This is a genomic window from Bosea sp. ANAM02 (assembly GCF_011764485.1).
GTDB lineage: Bacteria > Pseudomonadota > Alphaproteobacteria > Rhizobiales > Beijerinckiaceae > Allobosea.
Map to the genome: position 1 here is coordinate 3,579,647 of NZ_AP022848.1, position 19,345 is coordinate 3,598,991.

At 67.9% G+C, this 19,345-nt stretch carries 13 protein-coding genes and 1 pseudogene; 3 read left to right on the top strand and 11 right to left on the bottom strand.

What is annotated here, in order from left to right; all coding sequences use genetic code 11:
• The first annotated feature begins 132 nt into the window (after window positions 1–132).
• Both pepN and OCUBac02_RS17220 read left to right on the top strand, forming a co-directional pair.
• Complete coding sequence (gene pepN / locus OCUBac02_RS17215; protein WP_173047333.1) at window positions 133–2,778, top strand: aminopeptidase N; 2,646 nt, start codon at window positions 133–135, stop codon at window positions 2,776–2,778.
• A 454-nt stretch (window positions 2,779–3,232) separates the two neighbouring features.
• A complete protein-coding gene (locus OCUBac02_RS17220; protein WP_173047335.1) occupies window positions 3,233–5,527 on the top strand; it encodes a PAS domain-containing sensor histidine kinase in 2,295 nt (764 codons plus the stop codon).
• A gap of 115 nt (window positions 5,528–5,642) precedes the next feature.
• Here OCUBac02_RS17220 and OCUBac02_RS17225 read toward each other — a convergent pair whose 3' ends face one another.
• The 4 genes and pseudogenes from OCUBac02_RS17225 to OCUBac02_RS17240 all read right to left on the bottom strand — a co-directional run.
• Window positions 5,643–8,597: a bifunctional [glutamine synthetase] adenylyltransferase/[glutamine synthetase]-adenylyl-L-tyrosine phosphorylase gene (locus OCUBac02_RS17225; RefSeq protein ID WP_173047337.1), complete on the bottom strand. Its 2,955-nt coding sequence runs from the start codon at window positions 8,595–8,597 to the stop codon at window positions 5,643–5,645.
• Between the two features lie 152 nt (window positions 8,598–8,749).
• A complete protein-coding gene (locus OCUBac02_RS17230; RefSeq protein ID WP_173049652.1) occupies window positions 8,750–10,255 on the bottom strand; it encodes a sensor histidine kinase in 1,506 nt (501 codons plus the stop codon).
• A gap of 7 nt (window positions 10,256–10,262) precedes the next feature.
• On the bottom strand, window positions 10,263–10,943 hold the full coding sequence (locus OCUBac02_RS17235; RefSeq protein ID WP_173047339.1) for a response regulator transcription factor: 681 nt from the start codon (window positions 10,941–10,943) through the stop codon (window positions 10,263–10,265).
• 133 nt (window positions 10,944–11,076) lie between these two features.
• Window positions 11,077–12,240, bottom strand: a pseudogene (locus OCUBac02_RS17240) (trypsin-like peptidase domain-containing protein); the annotation flags it as partial.
• Window positions 12,241–12,420: 180 nt separating this feature from the next.
• On the opposite strand from OCUBac02_RS17240, the gene OCUBac02_RS17245 reads away from it, so the two are divergent.
• Entirely contained in the window at window positions 12,421–12,690 is a 270-nt protein-coding gene (locus OCUBac02_RS17245; RefSeq protein WP_173047343.1) for a hypothetical protein, read from the top strand.
• Between the two features lie 63 nt (window positions 12,691–12,753).
• Here OCUBac02_RS17245 and OCUBac02_RS17250 read toward each other — a convergent pair whose 3' ends face one another.
• The 7 genes from OCUBac02_RS17250 to OCUBac02_RS17280 all read right to left on the bottom strand — a co-directional run bounded on the left by OCUBac02_RS17250 (window position 12,754) and on the right by OCUBac02_RS17280 (window position 19,330).
• Window positions 12,754–13,236 (bottom strand): cytochrome c-type biogenesis protein, encoded by a 483-nt coding sequence (locus OCUBac02_RS17250; RefSeq protein WP_173047346.1) that lies wholly within the window; start codon window positions 13,234–13,236, stop codon window positions 12,754–12,756.
• Between the two features lie 5 nt (window positions 13,237–13,241).
• Window positions 13,242–15,218 carry a heme lyase CcmF/NrfE family subunit gene (locus OCUBac02_RS17255; protein WP_173047348.1) on the bottom strand — a complete coding sequence of 659 codons (1,977 nt, stop codon included), beginning with the start codon at window positions 15,216–15,218 and terminating at the stop codon, window positions 13,242–13,244.
• Between the two features lie 7 nt (window positions 15,219–15,225).
• Window positions 15,226–15,744, bottom strand: coding sequence for a cytochrome c maturation protein CcmE (gene ccmE, locus OCUBac02_RS17260; RefSeq protein ID WP_052232581.1), 519 nt, complete (start codon window positions 15,742–15,744; stop codon window positions 15,226–15,228).
• Entirely contained in the window at window positions 15,741–16,844 is a 1,104-nt protein-coding gene (gene ccmI / locus OCUBac02_RS17265; RefSeq protein ID WP_173047350.1) for a c-type cytochrome biogenesis protein CcmI, read from the bottom strand. The genes ccmE and ccmI overlap by 4 nt, the downstream gene beginning before the upstream one ends.
• 67 nt (window positions 16,845–16,911) lie before the next feature.
• The gene (locus OCUBac02_RS17270) at window positions 16,912–18,291 is read right to left on the bottom strand and encodes a sensor histidine kinase (RefSeq protein ID WP_173047352.1); all 1,380 of its coding nucleotides are present in this window, start codon (window positions 18,289–18,291) and stop codon (window positions 16,912–16,914) included.
• Window positions 18,292–18,300: 9 nt separating this feature from the next.
• Window positions 18,301–18,969 carry a response regulator transcription factor gene (locus OCUBac02_RS17275; RefSeq protein WP_173047354.1) on the bottom strand — a complete coding sequence of 223 codons (669 nt, stop codon included), beginning with the start codon at window positions 18,967–18,969 and terminating at the stop codon, window positions 18,301–18,303.
• A gap of 37 nt (window positions 18,970–19,006) precedes the next feature.
• A complete protein-coding gene (locus OCUBac02_RS17280; RefSeq protein WP_173047356.1) occupies window positions 19,007–19,330 on the bottom strand; it encodes a PepSY domain-containing protein in 324 nt (107 codons plus the stop codon).
• Window positions 19,331–19,345 lie beyond the last annotated feature (15 nt).

Here is a 19,345-nt window from a genome sequence, read left to right on the forward strand (position 1 = left end):
CCCTGCCCCCTCGTCCTGAGATGCTCGGGTCAAGCCCGAGCATGACGGCCTGAGTTTGGCACGACGGCCTCGTTTCCCTCCCGCGCCGGCATGCTCTAGAACCGCACCCTGACCTTCGCCATCAGGGATTCCATGCGTACCGACGACGCCCCGCTGATCCGCCTCGAGGATTACCGCCCCAGCGACTGGTTGATCGACACCGTCGATCTCGATATCGGCCTGCATCCGCAGAAGACGCGGGTGCGCGCCCTGCTGGCGCTCAGGCCCAATCCGGAAGGACAGCCCGGCGCACCGCTGAAGCTCGACGGTGACGAACTCGTCTTGAAGTCCCTGGCCATCGACGGCCAGCCGCTCGACGCTTCCGCCTATACGGTGACGCCGCAGGCGCTGACGATCCCGAACCCGCCGCGGCATGATTTCACGCTGACGATCGAGACGGAGATCGACCCCTCCGCCAATACCAAGCTGATGGGGCTCTACCGCTCGTCGAAGGTCTATTGCACGCAGTGCGAGGCGGACGGCTTCCGCCGCATCACCTATTTCCTCGACCGGCCGGACGTGATGAGCGTCTATACGGTCAGGCTCGAAGCAGCGAAGGCGGAAGCCCCGGTGCTGCTCTCCAACGGCAATCTCGTCGCGGCCGCCGAGCTGCCGGGCGGCGATCGGCATTTCGCCGTCTGGCACGATCCGCACCCCAAACCCGCCTATCTCTTCGCGCTGGTCGGCGGGGCGCTCGACCATGTCCGGCAGGATTACGTCACCGCCGACGGCCGCAGGGTCGAGCTCGCCGTCTATGTCGAGCCGGGCAAGGCAGACCGCGCCGGCTGGGCACTGGATTCGCTGGTGCGCTGCATGCGCTGGGACGAGCAGGTCTTCGGCCGCAACTATGATCTCGACGTGTTCAACGTCGTCGCCGTGTCCGACTTCAACATGGGGGCGATGGAGAACAAGGGCCTCAACATCTTCAACGACAAATATGTGCTGGCTGATCCGCAGACCGCGACCGACGGCGACTACGCCTCGATCGAGGCGATCATCGCGCATGAGTATTTCCACAACTGGACCGGCAACCGCATCACCTGTCGCGACTGGTTCCAGCTCTGCCTGAAGGAGGGCCTGACCGTCTTCCGCGACCAGGAATTCTCCTCCGACGAGCGCTCGCGCGCGGTGAAGCGCATTGCCGATGTCCGCACCTTGCGCTCGACGCAATTCTCGGAGGATGCCGGCCCCCTCGCCCATCCGGTCCGGCCGCGCGCCTACAAGGAAATCAACAACTTCTACACGCCGACGGTCTATGAGAAGGGCGCGGAGGTCATCCGCATGCTCAAGGTGCTGATCGGCGAGGATGCCTTCCGGCAGGGCATGGACCTCTATTTCGCGCGCTGCGACGGCACCGCCGCGACGATCGAGGAATTCCTCGCCTGCTTCGCCGAGACCTCCGGCCAGAACCTCGACCATTTCGCCAGGTGGTACGAGCAGGCGGGCACGCCGACCATCGTGGCGTCGGGCCGTTACGATGCCGCGGCGAGGTGCTACACGCTCGACCTTGCCCAGAGCACGCCGCCGACGCCCGGCCAGAGCGAGAAGCTCCCGGTCGTGCTGCCGGTCAAGCTCGGCCTCGTCGGCGCGAAGGGCGACCTGCCGCTGAAGACGGCCTCGAACGCCTATGCCGGCGACGGGCTCGTCGTGCTGGACCAGCCCTCGCTATCGATGACCTTCGAGGATGTCGCGGAAGCGCCGATCCCCTCGCTGATGCGCGGCTTCTCGGCGCCGGCGCGACTCGATCTCGATCTGTCGGATGCCGACCTGCTGCGGCTGTTCTCGGCCGACAGCGATTCCTTCAATCGCTGGCAGTCGCTCCAGAGCGTCGCGACGCGCGTGCTCGTGGCAGCCGGCAAGCGCGGTGCCGATGCTGAGGTGCTGGCAGCGACCGCCGGCAAGCTCGGCGAAGCCTTGCAGGTTTTCCTCAAGAGCGACGCGCTGTCCGATCCCGCCTTCGCCGCTCAAGTGCTGCGCCTGCCCGCGCCGGCCGATATCGCCCGCGAGATCGGTCGGGATGTCGACCCCGATGCGATCTTCGCCGCCCATCGCAAACTGTCGGCCGCAATCGGCAAGGCTCTGCTCGGCGAATTGCCGGGGCTGCGCGGGTCACTCGCGGCAAGCGGCGCCTATCGTCCCGATGCGGCCTCGGCGGGGCGGCGGGCACTACGCAACGAATTGCTCGGGCTCGCGGCGCTTGCCGCCCCGGTTGAAGCTGCCGATCTCTGCGAGGAGCAGTTCACTGCCGGCGACAATCTGACCGATCGCCTTGCTGCGCTCGCGGCAATGACGCTGATCCCGGGCGAGCGCCGCGAGGCGCTGATCGCCCGCTTTGCCGAGACCTATGCGGGCGAACCGCTGGTGCTCGACAAATGGCTGATGGCGCAGGCGCTGATCGCCGAGCCCGGTACGCTGGAGCGGGTCAAGACGCTGATGCAGCACCCCGCCTTCTCGCTCGGCAATCCCAACCGGGTGCGGGCGTTGATCGGCGGCTTCGCGGCGAACCTGACCCAGTTCAACCGGGCGGACGGCGCGGGCTATGACTTCGTCGCCGATATCGTCGTCGCGCTCGACAAGACCAACCCGCAGGTCGCCTCTCGCCTGCTTGGCTCGTTCAAGAGCTGGCGCATGCTGGAGCCCGGCCGCAAGCGCCTCGCACAGGAGGCTCTGAGCACCGTCGCGCGGCTGCCGAACCTGTCGCGGGACGTCGCCGACATCGCCGAAAGAGCGCTCGCCTGAAGCCGCGCTCCGTCATTCCGGGGCTTCGCGTCAGCGGAGAGCCAGGAACCCATGAACACGGCATCGCTCCGCCCCGTCATGCTCGCCCTTGTGGCGAGCATCCACGTCTTGAACACCGTGCTTCACGAAGGAAGACGTGGATGGTCGGGACAAGCCCGACCATGACGGGAATACCGTGTTCACGAGTTGCGGGCCCGCCGCTTCGCGGCGCCCGAAATGACGGCGCGGCGGATGTTCCAAGATGGTTAACGCCGACCTGTCCAAAAGATTAACGCTTCATTACCCGCGCAGGATTCATCGCCACAAGCACCACAACCTAAAGGAGAATTCGACACTCCTGACTCAACTCAGGGCTAGACAAACCGGGGCGCCCGGATTCAACTGACAGTGATTCGCGGGGATGCGGCACGTCTCCCGATCTTACTGACGGTAAAGTTCCGAAGGGGGACCGGGCATGTCGCGTGCCAACGCGGGCTGCGCACCTGTGCGCGCCGATACGATTCTGGGCGTAGCGCGCTCGCTGACGCACCCGTTGTATCATCGCTTCGAAAGCTTCGAACCCACCTTCCGCACCGCGATCCCGGCGTTCGTCGGACTTTTCCTCATCATTCTCGGCGCCGGCGCGCTGATCCAGACCGCGGCCATGCGCGACGATGCCCTCGTCGACGCTGCCGGGGACATGGACCTGGTCTCGGCGCTGGTCGCCCGCGAGCTCGACAACGCCACGCTGGCGGGCAAGGAACCGGCCGCGGTGCTGGCCGCCCTGACCGCGCGCCACCTCGCCGCCCATGGCCGCTTCGTCCATGTGAGCGGCGCCGATGGCCGCGTCATCGCCAGCGAGCCGGTGATCGGCCAGACGCAGCGCACGCTCGTCGACTTCCTCGGCCCGACCCAGCCGCTCACCGTGTTCGGCGACCGTGTCGGCGTGATGCGCATCACCCTTCCCAACGGCGCCGACGTCTTCGCCAGCGTGCGCAATCTCGCCGCCCCGCTCGGGCAGGTCGCGGTGCTGCAGCCGGTCTCCCGCGCCCTCTCGACCTGGCAGTTGCGCCGCTCCGGCCTGATCCTGCTGTTCGGCGCCGCCGGGCTCGTGCTCGGCGTCACCACGCTCGCCTTCATGTTCCAGTCGAAGCGGGCGAGCGCCGCCGACCAGGATTGCGACTGCGTCCGCGAGCGCATCGACACGGCGCTCAACCGCGGCCATTGCGGCCTCTGGGACTGGGACCTGGCACGCGGCCGGATCTACTGGTCGGATTCGATGTATGCCCTGCTCGGCTATGACCGCAGCGGCGAGTACATGTCCTTCGGCGAGGTCTCGAGCTTCATCAACCAGGAAGATGTCGACCTCTACGCGCTGGCCGATGCGATCAGCCGCGGCGAGGCCGACCATCTCGACCGCGAGTTCCGCGTCCGCTCCGCCTCGGGCGAATGGATTTGGCTCAAGGCCCGCGCCGAGCTGGTGATCGACCGCCGTACCCGCTCGCGCCACCTCGTCGGCATCGTCGTCGACATCTCCGAGCAGCGCCGCATGGCCGAGCGCACCGCCACCGCCGATGCCCGCCTACGGGACGCCGTCGAGGCGATCTCGGAAGCCTTCGTGCTCTGGGATGCCGACAATCGCCTCGTGCTCTGCAATGCCAAGTACCAGCAGCTCCACCAGCTTCCGGCCGAGGCCCTGCAATCCGGCGCCTCCTATGACGAGATCATGGAGCTCTCTGCCCAGCCGCAGATCGACCGCGAGCCGATGCGTGTGCAGCGCGGCGCCGCCGGCGCCTCCTATGAGGCCCGCCTGTCGGACGGCCGCTGGCTGCAGATCAACGGCCGCCGCACCAAGGATGGCGGCTCGGTCTCGGTCGGCACCGACATCACCAAGCTCAAGCAGCAGGAAGAGCGGCTGACCCAGTCCGAACACCAGCTCCTGATGCATGTCACCGATCTCAAGGCCTCGCGCCAGAAGCTCGAGGCGCAGGCCCAGCAGCTCGCCGAGCTTGCCGAGCGCTACCTGGAACAGAAGGCCGTCGCCGAAGGCGCCAATCGCGCCAAGTCCGAATTCCTCGCCAATATGAGCCATGAGCTGCGCACCCCGCTCAACGCGATCATCGGCTTCTCCGAGATCATGGAAGGCGAGCTGTTCGGCCCGCTCGGCGAGAAATACACCGACTATGTCCGCGACATCCGCACAAGCGGCGGCTACCTGCTCGGGATCATCGACGACATCCTCGACATGTCGCGCATCGAATCCGGCCGGATGCGGCTTGAGAAGACCGAGATCGCGCTCGGACCGGTGCTCGACCAGGCCCTGCGGAAGGTGCAGCCCGAGGTGGAACGCAAGCAGCTCATCCTCGCCATCGAAGGCCCGATCGACACCCATCTCGAAGCCGATCCGCACGCGCTCTACCAGATCCTCGGCAATCTCCTCGACAACGCCGCCAAGTTCACGCCGGAAGGCGGACGGATCGCGGTCCGCACCCGCCATGTCCCCGGCGCGCTCAACATCTTCATCGAGGATACCGGCATCGGCATCCCCCGGGAGAAGCTCGACCGCGTCGGCCGGCCGTTCGAGCAGGTCGAGGGCGATCTGGTGCGCAGCTACAAGGGCTCGGGTCTCGGCCTCGCCATCGCCCGCTCGCTCGCCGAGCTGCATGGCGGCTCGCTGAGGCTGCGCTCGGCGATGGGCGCCGGCACCATCGTCATGGTCCATCTGCCGCTCGACGGCGGTGCCGAGCGCGTGACCGCGCAGGCGGCCTGAGGCTCCGGCCTCCGCCGCCTCGTCATGCTCGGGCTTGACCCGAGCATCTCCTCCCGGAAGAGGCTCCAGCACGTCCTCGTCATGAGATTCTCGGGTCAAGCCCGAGAATGACGCTCTACCCCTTCCGCGCCTCGCCGAGCACGCGCGTGAAGATCGCCCTCACCGCCGCGCGGACCTCGTCAAGCTCCGCCTTCAGGACCTTCGCATCCGGCCGGCCGACAGCGGTCGCAATGCGGCGCAGCACCCGGGGCGGCACCGCCTTGGGATCGAAGGCCTCCTCGACCGTGAAGCGCTGCCAGAGCTGGACGTCGCCGATCAGGCGATGCGCCTCCAGCAAGCTCGAGGCGTCGCCATCCGAAAGCAGGCCGGCCGCCTTGGCCGCCGCGAAGACCGAGGCCGTGTCGTTGACGATCAGGCCGGTATGTTCGCTGGCATAGGCGAGCAGCAGGAACTGGGCCAGGAAGTCGAGATCGGTGATGCCGCCGGCCGCGAGCTTCAGGTCCCAGGGATCCTTCTCGCCCTTCTCCTTCGCAATGAGAGCGCGCATCTCGGCGACCGCCGTCGCGACCTTGGCCGGCTCACGCCTGCGCGAGAGGATCGCCCGGATCGAGGCTTCCGCACGCTTCGCAAGACCAACATCGCCGGCGACGACGCGGGCGCGGGTCAGCGCCATCTCCTCCCAGATTTCGGCCTCGCCGGAATGATAGGCCTCGAAACCGGCGAACTGGGTCGCGGCCGGGCTCTTGTTGCCGGTCGGGCGCAGGCGCATGTCGACCTGATAGAGCGTGCCGCGCCGCGTCGGCACGGTCAGCGCCGCGACGAGGCGCTGGGTGAAGCGGACATGCCAGGTGACGGGGTCGAGGCTCTTGGCGCCGTCGCTCGGGCCGGCCTCTTCCGGCCTGTCATAGAGCAGGATCAGGTCGAGATCGGATGAGGGCGTCAGCTCGCCCGCGCCGAGTCGGCCGAGGCCGAGCACCACGGTCTCGGCCCCTTCGATCGTGCCGTGATCCTCGACGAAGGAGCGGCGCGTGTCGGCGAAGGCGACGCGCAGGCAGGCTTCGGCTACGGCACAATAGGCCTGCCCCGCCCCTTGCGCCGGATAGACGCCGGAGAGCAGGCGGGCGCCGACCAGGAAATTCTCCTGCCGGGCGGCGTCACGCAGGCGGTCGAGCCCGTCCTCGACGCTCGGCGGGGGCGAACCGACATAGTTGCGGATGCGGCGCTCCAGCGCTTCCACGTCAAGCACCGCCTGTCCGAAGGCCGGGTCGATGACACCGTCGAGCACATGCGGGTGCAGGGCCGCGACCTTGGCGAGGCGCGGCGCGCTGCCGAGGATCTCGGCGAAGAGCTTCAGCAGGGAATCATGCGAGCGCAGCAGCGTCAGCAGTTCGACTGCGGCGGGCATGCGGACGAAGGCGTTGTCGAGATGGGCGAGCGCGCCATCGGGATCGGCGGTGCGGCCGAGCGCGACGAGCAGCGCCGGGGTCAGTTCGGTCAGCACCTCGCGGGCGCGGGCGCTGGTCACGGCGGCGCGGCGGCCGAAATGCCAGCCGCGCACCGTCTCCGCCGCGTTCGCGCCGTCGCGGAAGCCGAGCTTGCCCAGCGTCTCGATCGTCTCGGGATCAGCTTCCGAGCCGGTGAAGCTCAGCGTACCCGCCTCGGATGCGAGGCTCGGCCCCTCCTCGAACAGCAGGGCGTAATGCCCTTCGACACGCTTTGCATGCGCCGTCAGCGCCTTGCCGAAGGCGGCCGTCGAAGGATAGCCGCAGAAGCGGGCGAAGCCTTCGAGCTCGCCGGCGGCCTTGGGCAGGGTCTGCGTCTGCTCATCCGCCTGCATCTGCAGGCGGTGCTCGATGGTGCGCAGCCAGCGATAGGATTCGGAGAGTTCGTCGCGGGCCTGCGGGGTGATCCAGCCCTCGGTCGTCAATTCGCCGAGCATCTCCAGCGTGCGCGGGCCACGCAAAGCCGGGCGGCGCCCGCCGAAGACGAGTTGCTGGGTCTGGACGAAGAACTCGATCTCACGGATTCCGCCGCGGCCGAGCTTCACGTTATGGCCGGCGACCGCGATGGTCTCGTGGCCCTTCACCGTCTGGATCTGGCGCTTCATCGCGTGGATGTCGGCGATGGTCGCGAAGTCGAAATATTTGCGCCAGATGAAGGGCGCGAGGTCTTTCAGGAAGCGCCGACCGAGTTCGATATCGCCCGCGATCGGCCGCGCCTTGATCATGGCGGCGCGTTCCCAGTTCTGGCCGACCGTCTCGTAATAGGAATAGGCCGAGGGCAGCGAGACCGCGACATGGGTCGAGGCCGGGTCCGGCCGCAGGCGCAGGTCGACGCGGAAGACATAGCCGTCGGGCGTGCGCTCCTGGATGATGCGCGCGATCTGCTGGGTCAGCTTGACGAAGAAGCTGGTGGGTTCGCCGACGCCGGCGACTTCCGCCACCTCGGGATCGAAGAAGACGACGATGTCGATATCGGAGGAATAGTTCAGCTCGCCGGCGCCATGCTTGCCGAGCGCCAGCACGACGAGGCCGGAGCCCGGACCGGGATCGGCGGGGTCGGCGAGGTTGATCCGGCCGAGATCGGCCGCCTGGCGCAGGACATGGTTGGTGGCGAGACGCGCCGCCGTATCGGCGGTCGCGGTCAGCGCCTGCGTCACGGTCTCGACGTCCCAGGCGCCGCCGATATCGGCGAGCGCGATCAGCAGCGCCATGGAGCGGCGGAAGCGGCGCAATTCGCGCATCAGGTCGGCGGTCTCGCAGCCGGCGTCGGCAAAGGCCGCGATGCCGGCGAGCAGCGCGTCGCGGCGCGCCTCCGGCGCGTCCGCCAGGGCGGCGAGCAAGCCGGCCGGATCGAAGCGCATGATCTGCGTCAAGAAGGGCGAATGGGCGAGGATGCCGGCGACGAGCGCGGCGCTACGCGGATGCTCGGCCAGATGCGCGCTCAGCGCCCCGGCCGCCTCCTCGTCATGGAGACGCTCGATCAGCTCGCGCTTCAGCAGCGCCTCGGCCTTGGCCTTCGCCGGCAGGACCGGCGCCACCTTGAGCCTGTCACAGAGCCGTTCCGCCATCGCGAACTCCCTCGCACCAGATATCGAGCCCTCATCCTGAGGAGCGCCGCAGGCGCGTCTCGAAGGATGCTCCAGAGGGTGGAGGTAACTGGAGCATCCTTCGAGACGCCGCTGGCGCGGCTCCTCAGGATGAGGGCTCGGATATAAAACCCTTAGTGGCTGGGCACGCCAGCAGGGTTTGGCGCCGCTGTCGAGGCGGGAGCTTCCGCAAGGGCCGGCGTGTCCACAGGCTTGGAACGATCGGCCGGCAGGAGAATGACCACGCGCAAGCCCGGCGCATTGTCCTCCAGCCGCAGCAGACCACCGTGCAGGCGCACGACGCCGGCCGCCAGCGAGAGGCCGAGCCCGAAGCCCGGCTTGCTGCGGCTGGCATCCAACCGCACGAACCGATCCAGCACGCGGCCGCGATCCGCCTCCGGAATGCCCGGACCGTGATCGGCAACGGCAAGCTCGACCTGATCGCCGATCTGCCGGGCCGAGACCGCGACGGTGCCGTCGCCGCCCTGCTCCGACCCGCCATATTTCAGGGCATTGTCGATCAGGTTGTTGAGAGCCTGCCCGATGAGCTCGCGATTGCCGCGGATCTTCAGGCCGGGGGCAACGTCGCAGGTCAGCGTCAGTCCGGCTTCCTCGGCCAACGGCTCGTAGAGTTCGGCGAGGCCGGAGACGATCTCGGAGACGTCGAGCTCGCTCATGGTCTCGCTGATACGGCCGGCTTCCAGCCGCGCGATCATCAGGAGCGCGTTGAAGACGCGGATCAGGTTGTCCGCCTCCTCGATCGCGCCGTCGAGGGCCGCGCGCAATTCATCCGGCGATTGCGCCGTGCGCAGGGCTTCCTCGGCCCGGTTGCGCAGGCGGGTCAGCGGCGTCTTGAGGTCATGGGCGATATTGTCGCTGACCTGCTGCATGCCGGCCATCAGCTCGCCGATGCGGTCGAGCATGGCATTGAGATTGAGCGCCAGCCGATCCAGCTCGTCGCCGGTGCCGGTGATGGCGATCCGACCCTTGAGATCGCCCTCCATGATACCGTGCGCGGTCTCGCTCATGCCGTCGATGCGCTTCAGCACGCGCCGCGCCACGAACCAGCTCGCGAAGCAGCCGAGGACGAAGACCAGCGCCAGCGACCAGCCGGCGGCGCGGCGGATGACGATACCGAGACGTTCCCGCTCCTCGAGGTCGCGGCCGACGAGCAGGCGGAAGCCGGCCGGCAGGAAATAGACACGCACCAGCGCGTGGCTCGGCCGATCGACCGTCTCGCTGGATCGGGCGTATTCGATCTCGCTCTCGCCGGTGCGGTCGAGCGTGCCGGGCGGGATCGCCTCGACATTGCCGGCGATGCGCTCGCCGACAGGGGTGGTGACGAGATAAAGCGAGGCGCCCGGCGCCCGCGAGCGGCGCTCGATGATGTTGACGAGGCGGCGAATGCCACCCTGGCGCTGCTGCTCGGCCAAGCCCTGGATCTCGGCATCGATGGTCGAGCGGATCTGGTCGTCGAGCAGGCGCCTGGCGTTCCAGGCGACATAGCCCAGCACGAAGGCCGCGAAGAGCGCGAAGATGACGAGATAGGCCGCCGTCAGCTTGAAGGCGGTCGTACGGAACAAGGTCGGCAGGAACTTCTGGCGCTTGCGTGGCGCGGAGCCCGTTTCGCCTGAGAGAATCTTTCCGTCAGCGGGTGTCACGGACCATGTATCCCGCGCCGCGGATGGTGTGGATCATCGGCGGCTCGAAGCCCTTGTCGACCTTGGCGCGCAGGCGGCTGACATGCACGTCGATGACGTTGGTCTGGGGGTCGAAATGATAGTCCCAGACATTCTCCAACAGCATGGTGCGGGTCACGACCTGGCCGGCATGCTTCATCAGATATTCGAGCAGGCGGAACTCGCGCGGCTGCAGCACGATCTCCTGCCCCTCGCGGGTGACGCGATGCGCCAGCCGGTCGAGCACCAGATCGCCGACGCGATAGGTGGTCGGCTCGGAGGCCGGCGCGCCGCGCCGGCGCGACAGCACCTCGACCCGTGCGAGCAGCTCGGAGAAGGCATAGGGCTTGGGCAGATAGTCGTCGCCGCCGGCGCGCAGGCCCTTCACCCGGTCGTCGACCTGGGCGAGCGCGGACAGGATGAGCGCGGGTGTCTCGTCCTTCTGCTCGCGCAGCGAGCGAATCAGCGAGAGCCCGTCGAGCCGAGGCAGCATACGGTCGATGACCAGCACGTCATAACCGCCGCCTTCGGCCATGGCATAACCTTCCAGACCATCCGCGGCATGGTCGGCGACATGGCCGACCTCGCGCAGCGCCTTGGTCAGATAGGCCGCAGCCTCGGCATCATCTTCGACGATCAGGAGTCGCATGGGCGGACCCTATCTCAAGACGAATGAAAACGGCAGGCCGGAGGATACGCATCCGGCCTGCCGCCGCGACGGCAAAGTCCCTGGGCTGGGGCGACAGGAAACCGAGGGACCTGCCAGCTCCGGTTCAGGCCGCCGGCTGGCGGCCGACCTCGAAGGTCACGTCGCGCGACTTGCCTTCGCGGTAGACGGTGATCGTGGTCTTGGTGCCCGGCGCGAAGGCCGCGATCCTGCGCGAAAGATCACGCGCATCCTTGACCGCTTCGCCATTGACCGCGGTGATGGTGTCGCCGCGACGGATGCCGGCCTTGGCGGCGGGGCCGTTGCCCTGCGCCTCGGCGACGAGCGCGCCCTTGGCGTCCTTCAGGCCGATAGCGTCGGCCATCTCCCCGGTGACCGGCTGGATCTGCACGCCGATGAAGCCGCGCGCCACCGTGCCGTCCTTCTTCAGCGACTCGACCACCTGCTTGACCGTCGAGGCGGGGATCGCGAAGGCGATGCCGACATTGCCTCCGGAGGGCGAGTAGATCGCGGTGTTGACGCCGACGACCTCGCCGTTCTGGTTGAAGGTCGGGCCGCCCGAATTGCCGCGGTTGATCGGCGCATCGATCTGGATGAAGTCGTCATAGGGGCCGGAGCCGATATCGCGGCCCTGCGCCGAGACGATGCCGGCCGTGACCGTGCCACCGAGGCCGAACGGGTTGCCGATCGCCAGCACCCAGTCGCCGATACGTGCCTTGGCATCGGCAAGCTGGACGTAAGGATAGTTGCCGGCGTCCTTGACCTTGAGCAGGGCGAGATCGGTGCGCGGATCGGTGCCGACGACTTTGGCGTCGAGCGTCTTGCCGGTATCGGTGACGAGCTGGACCTCCACGGCATTCTCGACGACGTGGTTGTTGGTCACAACATAGCCGTCCTGACTGACGAAGAAGCCGGAGCCCTGCGACATGGTCTGGCGCGGCTGCGGACGGCTCGGCATGGCGCCCTCACCACGCTCGCGGAAGAAGCGGCGGAGCTGCGGGGGAATGTCGTCGAGGCTCTGTTCATCGCCGGCGGAGGCGACCTGCGCCTTGACGCGAACGGAGACCACGGCCGGCTTCACCTTGTCGACGAGATCGGCGAAGGAGGGCAGCGCCGTCTGCCCGCCGGAGAGCTGGATCGGCTGCGCGATGGCATTGTGGTTCTGCATCAGCGCGCTGTCGGCGATGCCGGCGGCGAGGCCGATGCCGAGGATGGCGGTGCCGGCGAGAAGGGCGCCGCGCTTCAGGATGGACTTGCGATTTTCGGTCTGTGTCGTCATGGCGGGAACCTCTTGGAGCGACAGGGTTCTGTCCCTGCTCGTGAGGAGGACCATGACGCCCGCCGCCTTACGCGGCTTTGGCCTGAAGATGACGGTTTCGTAAGGTTGGCCAGATCGCCCTGGTCGTCTTGACGCCGTCTCCCGCATCATCTCCTCTTGTCGCATGGTTGGGAGACTACGATGCGTAAGATCAGTATCGTGCTGGCCTTCACGGCGGGGTTCAGCGGCTTTGCTCTAGCTCAGAATCGCTCAGCATACGAAACCGGCATGCGGATTGCGGCACAACGTGGCTATACCGGCGCGAAGGCGGCATGTCTCGCGCGCGTCTTTCAGTCCTACGCCTCGCTGCAACCCTTTGGCCGCGCCAACAGGGTGAGCTATGCGGTGGAAGGCCCCAAGGTCCGAGCGTTGAAGCACGAGCTGTATCAACGCTGCGGTATCAACATTTAGACCGACGCTCAGCGTGGTTCGGAGCGACAGTGAAAGCCCGGACGTCCGATTGGAGCGCGATCTTCAGTCCGGTCGTCTTGCGCCATCCTGCGGCCCAACCAGCGCCGCTAGCCGTGCCTCCTCGTCGGCCGAAAGCGCCGGCAGCGCCGCTGGAGCAAAGCTGCGCTGGCGGGCGCGGTGCCACAGAAAGGCGAGCGCCAGCAGCAGGATGAGGAAGGGCGCGCCCCACAGCAGCAGCGTATGCGCGTTCAACGGCGGGCGCAGCAGCACAAAGTCGCCGTAGCGGGCGACGACGAAAGCGACCACGGCCTTGTCGTCGTCGCCGGCGACGAGACGCTCACGCACCAGGATACGCAGATCGCGGGCGAGCGGCGCATCGGAATCGTCGATCGACTGATTCTGACAGACGAGGCAGCGCAGCTCGCCGGAGATGGCGCGCGCCCGCTGCTCCAGTGCTTGGTTGGGCAATATCTCGTCGGGCTGAACGGCCTGCGCCGCGGGCGCCGCCAGCAGCATCAGGCCGAGGATGAGGGCGATCCGCCGCATCGCGCTCACTCCGCCGGCTGCGCGGCGGCGGCCGGCGCGGCACGCTTCGGCGCCGCCAGCCGGAAACGCCGGTCGGTCAGCGAGAGCCCGCCGCCCAGCGCCATGACGAGCGAGCCGATCCAGATCAGCAGGATCAGGGGCTTGTCGTAAAGGCGCACCGCGACGCCGCCATCCTGCGCCTCACCGAGGCTGACATAGGCCTGGCTCAGGCCGTCCGTGCGGATGCCTGCCTCCGTCGTCGGCATGGAGCGGGCCGTGTAGACGCGCTTGGAGGCCTCGACCGGCGAGAGTTCGCGATCGCCCGAGAAGACCTGGAAGCGGGCGACCTCGGCCCGGAAATTCGGGCCGGTGCGCGGCGACAGGCCTTCCAGCACGATGGTGTAGCGACCGCTGGTCAGGCGCTCGCCGGGCTTCAGGACGGTGATCGCCTCGGTGCTCCAGGCCTGGGCTGCGATGCCGATGATGCTCAAGCCCACGCCGGCATGGGCGAGCGCCGTGCCCCAGGCCGAACGCGGCAGGCCGCGTGCCCGCGACAGCATCGCCCGCCAGCCGCTGGCGCGGGTGACGATGCGCTCGGCAAGGTCGAAGCCGGCTCCGAGCACGAGGAAGACGCCCAGGCCTGCGCCGAGCGGCGCCAGGACCGGGCCGCCGCGCGTGAAGAAGAGCAGTGCCAGCGCCGCCAGCACCGCGAGCCCGAAAGCGAAGGCATTGCGCTGCGCCGCGCCAAGCAGGTCGCCGCGCTTCCAGGCGAGCGATTGGCCGATCGGCAGCAGCAGCAGCAGCGGCACCACCACCGGCACGAAGGTCGCGTTGTAGAAGGGGGCGCCAACCGAGATCTTGTCGCCGGTCACCATCTCCAGCAGCAGCGGATACAGCGTGCCGACGAAAACGGTGGCACAGGCCGTCGCCAGGAAGACGTTGTTGACGACGAGCGCACTCTCACGGGAGACGGGCGCGAACAATCCGCCCTGCCGCAACAGAGGAGCGCGCCAGGCGAAGAGCGCCAGCGATCCGCCGACGAAGAAGATCAGAATCAGCAGGATGAAGAGGCCGCGCGCCGGATCGGTCGCGAAGGAATGGACCGAGGTCAGCACGCCGGAACGGACGATGAAGGTGCCGAGCAGCGAGAGCGAGAAGGTCAGGATCGCGAGCAGGATCGTCCAGACCTTCAGCGCGTCGCGCTTCTCCATCACGACGGTCGAGTGGATCAGGGCGGTGCCGGCGAGCCAGGGCATGAAGGAGGCGTTCTCGACCGGGTCCCAGAACCACCAGCCTCCCCAGCCGAGCTCGTAATAGGCCCAGTAGGAGCCCATCGCGATGCCGAGCGTCAGGAAGGTCCAGGCCAGCAAGGTCCAGGGCCGGACGGCGCGCGCCCACATCGCATCGATGCGCCCGTCGATCAGTGCGGCGACCGCGAAAGCATAGGTGATCGAGAAGCCGACATAGCCGACATAAAGCAGCGGCGGATGGATCGCGAGGCCGAGATCCTGCAGGATCGGGTTGAGGTCCTGCCCCTCGGCCGGCACGGGAGAGAGACGCTGGAACGGGTTCGAGGTCAGCAGGGTGAAGGCGAGGAAGGCGACGGCGACCAGTCCCTGCGCGGCGAGCGCACCGGCCCGCAGGCGCGGCGGCAGCGAACGGCGCGAGAGCGCGACCAGCGCTCCGAACAGCGTCAGGATCAGCACCCAGAGCAGCATCGAGCCCTCGTGGTTGCCCCAGACGGAGGTGAATTTGTAGATCAGCGGCTGCGCCGAATGGGAATTGGCGACGACGTTGCCGACCGAGAAATCGGAGCGGACATAGGACGTCACCAGCGCCGCGAAGGACAAGGCGACCAGCGCGAAGGAGACCAGCGCCGCGCTGCTGCCGACCGAGGCCAGCGTCCTGTCCTGCCGGAACACGCCCCAGAACGGCACCACCGCCTGGATCACGGAGACGCCGAGCGCGAGCGCCAGCGCGTAATGGCCGATCTCGACGATCATGCTTGGCTCATGGCTTGGCCGGAGCGGCAGCCGGCGCGCCGGCACCGCTGCCCGCCTGCCAGTGCCCCTGTTTCTTCAGTGCGTCGGCGACCTCGCGCGGCATATAGGTCTCATCATGCTTCGCCAGCACCGAATCCGCCTTGAAGCGACCTGCCCCCTCGAAGATGCCCTCGGTGACGACGCCCTGCCCTTCCCGGAAGAGATCGGGCAGCAGGCCATCATAACCGACCCTGATCGAGGTCTTGCCGTCAGTGACGCTGAAGGCGACGCGCTGGCCGCCGCTGCGCTGGACAGAGCCGGCCTCGACCAGCCCGCCGAGGCGCATGCGGGTGCCCGGCTGCACGCCCTTCTCGGCGATCTCGGTGGGGCCATAGAAGAACACAATGGTGTCGCGCATCGCGAAGAGGACGAGGCCGGCAGCCAGGCACAGCACGGCGCCAGCCGAGGCGATCAGGGTCAGCCTGCGCTGTTTGCGGGTGAAGCGGCGTTTCGCCGGGAGCGGCCGCGTCGGCTGGGCAATCGTCATGGTGCGGCCTCCTTCAAGGCCAATTCATCGGCGAGCGCGTCGATCGCCGCAAGCGCGGCCTTGTCCTCGGCGAGCCGCTCGCGCGCGGTCTTCATCGCCTGGAGCGCCGCCGGCTTATCGCCGAGGACGGCGCGAGCCCTGATCAGGCGGCTCCATTCGGGCAGGCTGCCGCCGCCGGCGCTCAGGCGCTCGGCCAGACCGTCGACCATCGCCTTGATGGCCTGCTGGCGTTCGGCTTCGGGAAGGGCTGCGACGGCCTTGCGGCCGGCATCGGCCTGCATTCGCTCCAGCCGGGCGCGAACGGCGCCGGCCCAGTCGGCATTGGCGGGCGCCTCGGACAGAAGCTGGGAGAGCGCGGCCTGCGCGCCCTCGCCATCGCCATCCTGCTCCTTTGCGAGGGCGAGATAATAACGGGCACGAGGGCTTTTCGGATCGAGCTTGACCGCCTCGGCCAGAGCTTCGCGCGCTGCGGCCGTCACAACCCCGCCGGCTTCCATGATGCGGGCTTCGCCCAAACCGGCATAGAGATCGGCATCGGGCTTGCCGGAGCGGACGGCCGCCGCGAAGGCCTTGGCAGCCTCCTCGTAACGCCCCTGGCGGAGATAGATCGGCGCAAGCAGCGACCAGCCCCTGGCATCGCCCGGATTGGCTGCGAGATGCGCCTCCATGCGGGCAAGCACGATGGCGAAATCCTGCTGCGGCCCGGCCCTCTCCATGCGCGCAGCCAGCGGCTGGTCGGGCTGGCCCGGCGAGCCGTAGAGACCGTAGATCAGAAGCGCGAGCAGCGGCACGACAGAGAGCATCAGGGCCGAGCTCGCCCGGCGGCGACGCAGCGACGGCTCGGTCTCGCCGGCAGGGCCGGCCTCGTCGCCGGCAGCGCGCAGAAGGCGGCGGGCAGCTTCGGTGCGGGCGGCCTGCGCCTCCTCCTCGCCGATCAGCTTACGCGCGAGATCGCGGTCGATCTCCTTGAGCTGGGAGCGGTAGAGGCTGCGGGCATCCGAAACATCGGCAAAGGCCTGCGCCCGGCCATGGCTGAGCGGCCAGAGCAAGGCGAAGATCGCCGCTCCCGTCATGGCTGCAAAGATGGCCCAGATCATCATGCGGCGTTCTTAGCCAATCATCCGCTCGGGTTCATGGTGACAAAGGGTCACGCGCCCAGGAATTCTTCTAAACCGAAGGCAGCTCCAGCCGCGCCCGCAAACCGCCGAGCGGCGAGCGTTGCAGCGTCAGGTTGCCGCCATAGAGCTTGGCGAGATCGACGACGATGGAGAGGCCGAGGCCGGAGCCCGGCGTGGTTTCGTCGAGCCGGCGGCCCCGCTTGAGGACCTCGGCCATCGCCCCCTCCGGCAAACCGGGACCGTCATCGTCGATCAGGAGCGCGATCCGTTCGGTATCAGGTGCCTTCCCAGCGGCGAGCGAGACCTCCACCGTCGAGGAGGCCCACTTGAAGGCGTTGTCGAGGAGATTGCCGAGCATCTCCTCCAGGTCCTGCTTCTCGCCACGGAAGCGAATATCCGGCCGGATCGCATGCGACCCGGAGATACCCCTGCCCTGCGAGATCCTGGTGAAGGTGCGCAGCAGCGCATCGAGCGAGGGCGCAATCTCGGTCACGCCGCCGAGGGCGCCGGACAGCGCGGCAGCGCGGGCCCGGTCGAGATAATACTGAACCTGATCGCGCATGATCGCGGCTTGCGCGCGGACGGTCTGGGGCAACTGGCCGTCGCCGCTCGTGCCGGCCTCGTTCATCATCACGCTGAGGGGTGTCTTCAGCGCATGGGCGAGATTGCCGACCTGGGTGCGGGCGCGGTCGAGAATCTCGTGATTGGCGTCGATGAGCTGGTTGAGCTCGCTCGCGAGCGGGGCGAGATCGGGCGGATACTGCCCGACGATCCGCGGATTTTCACCCGTCCGCACCGCGCCGACGGCCGAGCGGAGGCGCACCAGCGGTCGCAGGCCGAAGCGGACCTGCACCAGCGTCGAGGCGACCAGAGCGATGCCGAGCAGCAGGAAGGTCATCGCCAGCGCGAAGCGGAAATCCTGGATGTCGCCCTCGATCTCGTCGGCAGGCGCCGCGACCGCGACGGTGAAGCGGCCGTCCTCGCCGACATCGATCTCGCGCTCCAGGATGCGCAATTGGCGATCGTCCGGGCCGGAGACATAGCTCTCGCGCAGGCCCCGGCTGTTGGGCGCGATGGACTGATCGAGCAGCTTGGGGAGTTGCCCGCCGACGAGCGAGCGCGAGGCCCGGACATTGGGCCGTTCGCCATCGAGCCTCGTGATCTGCCAATACCAGCCGGTCAGCGGCAGATCGAAGCGCGGCTCGCCGAGGTCGCCGATCGTCTGACGCTCGGTTTCGGGAGGCGCGGCGAGATCGGCGACGAGCTGCTTGATATAGACCGAGAGCCGCTCGTCGAAGCCGCGCTCGGCCGAGCGGCGATAGAAGGTGGTGAGGCCGATGCCCGCCACCACGAGGATCAGAACGCAGCAAAACGCCGCCGAGACGAAGAGCCGCGTTCCCAGCGAATAGCGGTGGGACCTGAGCGGCATCGCCCGCGATCAGACCTTTTCCGGAGCGGCGGCGATATAGCCGAGCCCCCGGACGGTCTCGATGACATCCACGCCGAGCTTCTTGCGCAGGCGACCGACGAAGACCTCGATCGTGTTGGAATCGCGGTCGAAATCCTGATCGTAGAGATGCTCGACCAGCTCGGTGCGCGAGACCACCCGCCCCTGATGATGCATCAGGTAGGAGAGCAGGCGGTATTCGTGCGAGGTCAGCTTGACCGGATTGCCGTCGACGACGACGCGGCTCGCGCGGGTATCGAGCCGGACGGGGCCGCAGACCAGCTCCGAAGTCGCGTGGCCGGCGGCGCGGCGCAGCAAAGCGCGGACGCGGGCCAGCAGTTCCTCGATATGGAAGGGCTTGACGACATAGTCGTCAGCGCCGGCGTCGAAGCCCGAGACCTTGTCGCTCCAGCGGTCGCGCGCGGTCAGGATCAGCACCGGCATGGTCTTGCCGGCCCGGCGCCAGCCCTGCAGCACGGCGACGCCATCGACCTTCGGCAGGCCGAGATCGAGAATCACCGCGTCATAGGGCTCGGCCTCGCCGAGATAGAGGCCTTCCTCGCCGTCGAAGGCCTTGTCGACGGCATAACCGGCATTCTCGAGCGCGGTCGCGATCTGGCGGTTGAGGTCCTTGTCGTCCTCGACGACGAGCAATCTCACGGTAGGGTCGCTCCAGTTGGAGAAGCCGCGACGGCTGTCAGCGGATGGTGGCGATCTTGCCGGATTGTCCTTCCAGCGTCACCCTCGCGACGCGGCCGTCTCGCTTCAGTGTCGTCACGACATAGACGAATTCCTCGCCCTGTCGACAGAGCCTGATGCGAACCACCTCGCCAGGCGCGGCGTCGCGAGCATGGCGGGAAGCTTCCGCGGGCTGCATGACGCGCCCTTCGGCGACGGCGTCGCGCGTCTCCTCGGAGGACAGGCAAGAAATCGGCGTGGCGTCGTCGACGCGGATGAGCGGCAACGGCGAGGAGGCGATGAGCGCAAAAGCAAGGATCGGTTCGACCGGCATCATCGACATCGGCTAGTCCCATCC